Below are 4,038 nucleotides of genomic sequence, written 5' to 3' on the forward strand. Positions count from 1 at the left end.
GGGGCCGGGGACGAGTGATCTCCAGAGGCCGGCGGGGAAATCGCAGGGCAGGATCGGGTGCGGGGTCCGCTGGGGTGCGGCACCGCGGTGGGTCGGGGAAGGGGGGAGAGGGATGCTGAGCTTCTTCGGTCGTGCGTCGGTGTCCAAGGTGACGGCGCCGATGGGCCACGCCCTGGTGAAGACCGGGTTGACGCCGGATGCGGTCACGGTGATCGGCACCGTCGCGAGCATCGCCGGCGCGCTCACCCTCTTCCCGTCCGGTCATTTGTTCTGGGGAACCATCTTCATCTGGTTCTTCGTGATGTTCGACATGCTCGACGGGGCGATGGCCCGTGCCCGCGGCGGCGGCACGCGCTACGGGGCCGTCCTCGATGCCACGTGCGACCGGATCGCCGACGGTGCGATCTTCGCCGGTCTGGCGTGGTGGGCCGTCTACCACGAGAGCAGCAAGAGCCTGCTGATCGCGACACTGATCTGTCTGGTGAGCTCGCAGGTGATCTCGTACGCCAAGGCGCGGGCGGAAGCCAGTGGCCTGTCCGCAGACGGTGGCCTCATCGAGCGCCCGGACCGGCTGGTCATCGTGCTAGTCGGCGCCGGACTCACCGGTATCGCAGGGCATTTCGGCATCGGCTGGCTGCACTGGGCGGTCTACGTCGCGATGTGGATCCTCGCGGTCGCGAGCATCGTCACCGTGTTCCAGCGTGTTCTGGCCGTACGTAATTCGGCGGGGGCGCGGGATCTGTTGCCGATGACGCCGACCAGCGTCGCCGAGAAGCCCGGTGACGGAGAGGCGTCCGCGTCGTGACCCTCTCGGAACGAGTGACCGATCTCGGCTACGCCGCCGGGTGGCGCGTCGTCCGGGCGCTTCCCGAACGGGTGGCCACCGCACTGTTCGACGCGGGCGCCGACGTTGCGGCACGCCGGAACGGGGGCCCGCAGCAGTTGCGTCGCAACCTTGCTCGGGTGCTCGGGGTGCCACCGGAGCAGGTCCCGGACGAGCTGATCCGCGATTCGCTGCGCTCGTACGCGCGGTACTGGCGGGAGGCGTTCCGGCTGCCGTCCATGGATCTCGTCGCGACCGCCGCGGCAATCGATTCGAGTGTCGAGGGCCAGGAACACCTCGAACGGGCGATGACCGAGGGGCGCGGCGCGGTCCTGGCGCTGCCGCACAGCGGGAACTGGGACATGGCCGGTGTGTGGTGCGCCCAGAACTGGGGTGGCCTGTCGACCGTCGCCGAACGGTTGAAGCCGGAGTCGCTGTACCAGCGTTTCGTCGACTACCGGGAAGGTCTCGGGTTCGAGATCTTCCCGCTCAGCGGTGGCGAGACGCCGCCGTTCGGCGAGCTCGCGGCGCGCCTGCACGACAACAAGATCGTGTGCCTGCTCGGTGAGCGTGACCTCGCCGCCCGGGGGGTGCCGGTCACGTTCTTCGGCGAGCCGACCCGGATGCCGGCCGGGCCGGCCAAGCTCGCGATCGAGACCGGTGCGGCCCTACTGCCCGTGCACTGCTGGTTCACCGACGGCGGGTGGGGCTTCTCGGTCGACCCGCCGATCGACGTCTCCGGCGGGCTGGCGGCTGCCACCCAAGCGCTGGCGTCCCGTTTCGAGGTCAACATCGCGGCGCACCCGGCGGACTGGCACATGCTGCAGCCGCTGTGGTGGGACGACCTGTCGGAGTCCCGCCGCGCACGTATGGAGTCGCGATGAAGATCGGTATGGTCTGCCCGTACTCGTTCGATGTTCCGGGTGGTGTTCAGGCTCACGTCGTGGAACTGGCCCAGGTGCTGATCGAGCGTGGTCACAAGGTGAGCGTTCTCGCGCCGGCGTCCGATGCCACCGAGCTCCCCGACTTCGTGGTCTCGGCCGGCCGCGCCGTCGCCATTCCCTACAACGGTTCGGTGGCTCGGCTGACGTTCGGTCCCGTGTCGTATGCGCGGGTGCGGCGTTGGATCGCGGACAACGATTTCGACGTCCTCCACATCCACGAGCCCAACGCGCCGAGCCTGTCGATGCTCGCTATGAAGATCGCCGAGGGGCCCATCGTCGCGACGTTCCACACGTCCACTACGAAGTCGTTGGTGCTCAGTACCTTCCAAGGGGTCCTGCAGCCCTATCTCGAGAAGATCAGTGGGCGGATCGCGGTGTCGGAACTGGCGCGCCGCTGGCAGGTCGAGTCGCTCGGTTCGGACGCGGTGGAGATCCCGAACGGTGTCGACGTCCCGGCGTTCGCGAACGCGGTACCGCTGCCCGGCTATCCGCGTCCCGGCAAGACGGTCCTGTTCCTCGGCCGCTACGACGAACCACGCAAGGGCATGGCGGTGCTGCTCGGAGCGTTGCCCACGCTGGCCGAGAAGTACCCGGACATCGAGATCCTGGTGGTCGGTCGGGGCGACGACGACAAGCTCCGCAAGGAAGCGGGCCGCTACGCCCGGCACCTGCGACTGCTCGGGCAGGTGAGCGACGCGGAGAAGGCGTCGGCGCTGCGCAGCGTCGACGTGTATTGCGCACCCAACCTGGGCGGCGAGAGCTTCGGCATCGTGCTGGTGGAGGCGATGGCGGCCGGTGCACCGGTCGTGGCCAGTGAACTGGACGCATTCCGTCGCGTCCTGCGCGACGGAACCGCGGGACTGCTGGTGCCGGTCGGCGATTCGGCGGCGCTCGCCGCCGCGCTCGACGGCGTCCTCGGGGACGACGACCGGCGACGTGCACTTGCCGCCGCGGCGAGTGTCGTGGTGGCCGAGTACGACTGGCCGGTGGTCGCCGAGCAGATCCTGCGGGTCTACGAGACGGTCACGGTCGGTAGCAGCGGTGTGCGTGAGGTTCGCTCGTGACCTTCTCGGCGATGACGATCCTGATCCTCGCGTTGGTTGCCGCGGTGATCGTGACGATCGGGGCGTGGGCGTACGCGACCGCCAACCGACTCGACCGACTGCACGTGCGCTCCGACCTGTCCTGGCAGGCGCTCGACGCAGCGCTCGCGCGTCGTGCGGTGGTGGTGCGGGCCATCGCGGCGGCGATGACGGACACCTCGACCGAGGGCAAACGTCTGTCGGTTCTCGCCGGCCAGGCGGAGCGTGCCGAACGCGCGCACCGGGAGGCGGCGGAGAACGCGCTGTCGGGTGCGTTGACGACACTCGACACCCACACGCTCCCACCGCAATTGGTTGCCGAGTTGGCCGATGCCGAGGCTCGGGTGCTGATCGCGCGGCGTTTCCACAACGACGCCGTGCGGGACACCCTCGCACTGCGGACCCGTCTTCCCGTCCGCCGACTGCACCTGGGCGGTACTGCGCCGCTGCCGACGTACTTCGAGATCGCCGAGCGGTCCGAGCCGTCGGGGCTCGAACTCGCGGAGGTCCGGACGTCGGCGCGGGTCGTGATGCTCGACCGCACCGGTCGCGTCCTGCTCATGCGGGGCCACGATCCCGCGACCCCCGAGGTGTCGTTCTGGTTCACGATCGGGGGCGCCGTGGAGACGGGGGAGACCCTCCGTGCGGCGGCAGTGCGGGAGATCGAGGAGGAGACCGGTCGCGTGGTCTCGCCGGACGAGTTGCGCGGGCCGCTGTGGCGCCGCGTCGCGATCTTCCCGTTCGCTGGTGAACTGATCCGGTCCGAGGAACTGTTCTTCGCCCTGCAGACCGACGAGTTCGTCCCGCACCGAGGCGGATTCACCGACTTGGAGCAGCACACGATCACCGAGCACCGGTGGTGTTCGGGGGCCGAGATCCGCGCCATCCAGGATGGCGGGGAAGCGGTGTATCCGCAGGACCTGCCCGACCTCCTGGAGGAGGCGAACCTGGCGGTGATCCGGGTCGACGACCCCGAGGTCCGCGCGATCCGCTGATATGACCGATGCCACAGCCATGCCAGCTATCGGGCACTGGATATGGGCCGTTCGGTGACGTCGTCCTAGAATTGCCCGTGCGCTGCGGTGCCGAGACGGCCCGTCAGTGTCAGATCTTCATCCGAAGCCGGCGAGAACCCAGGAGTTTGCTGTGAGCACCCCCGACACCACCCCCACTACCGGCACTGCACGCG

General features: G+C 69.1%; 4 protein-coding genes. All 4 read left to right on the forward strand.

Annotation, left to right across the window (positions count from 1 at the left end; all coding sequences use genetic code 11):
- Positions 1–112: 112 nt before the first annotated feature.
- The 4 genes from pgsA to IJ15_RS0116100 are packed head-to-tail and all read left to right on the forward strand — an operon-like array spanning position 113 to position 3,844.
- Positions 113–805 (forward strand): phosphatidylinositol phosphate synthase, encoded by a 693-nt coding sequence (gene pgsA, locus IJ15_RS0116085; protein ID WP_031939373.1) that lies wholly within the window; start codon positions 113–115, stop codon positions 803–805.
- Positions 802–1,707: a phosphatidylinositol mannoside acyltransferase gene (locus IJ15_RS0116090; RefSeq protein ID WP_031939374.1), complete on the forward strand. Its 906-nt coding sequence runs from the start codon at positions 802–804 to the stop codon at positions 1,705–1,707. The genes pgsA and IJ15_RS0116090 overlap by 4 nt, the downstream gene beginning before the upstream one ends.
- Positions 1,704–2,831, forward strand: coding sequence for a glycosyltransferase family 4 protein (locus IJ15_RS0116095; RefSeq protein ID WP_031939375.1), 1,128 nt, complete (start codon positions 1,704–1,706; stop codon positions 2,829–2,831). The genes IJ15_RS0116090 and IJ15_RS0116095 overlap by 4 nt, the downstream gene beginning before the upstream one ends.
- Positions 2,828–3,844 (forward strand): NUDIX hydrolase, encoded by a 1,017-nt coding sequence (locus tag IJ15_RS0116100; protein WP_031939376.1) that lies wholly within the window; start codon positions 2,828–2,830, stop codon positions 3,842–3,844. The genes IJ15_RS0116095 and IJ15_RS0116100 overlap by 4 nt, the downstream gene beginning before the upstream one ends.
- The last annotated feature ends 194 nt before the right edge of the window (positions 3,845–4,038 follow it).

The organism is Prescottella defluvii (assembly GCF_000738775.1).
GTDB classification, from domain to species: Bacteria; Actinomycetota; Actinomycetes; order Mycobacteriales; family Mycobacteriaceae; genus Prescottella; species Prescottella defluvii.

Bases quoted from the DNA above. Each gene is read 5' to 3' on its own strand.
- IJ15_RS0116095 (WP_031939375.1), top strand. From the start codon at position 1,704: ATGAAGATCGGTATGGTCTGCCCGTACTCGTTCGATGTTCCGGGTGGT.
- pgsA (WP_031939373.1), top strand. From the start codon at position 113: ATGCTGAGCTTCTTCGGTCGTGCGTCGGTGTCCAAGGTGACGGCGCCG.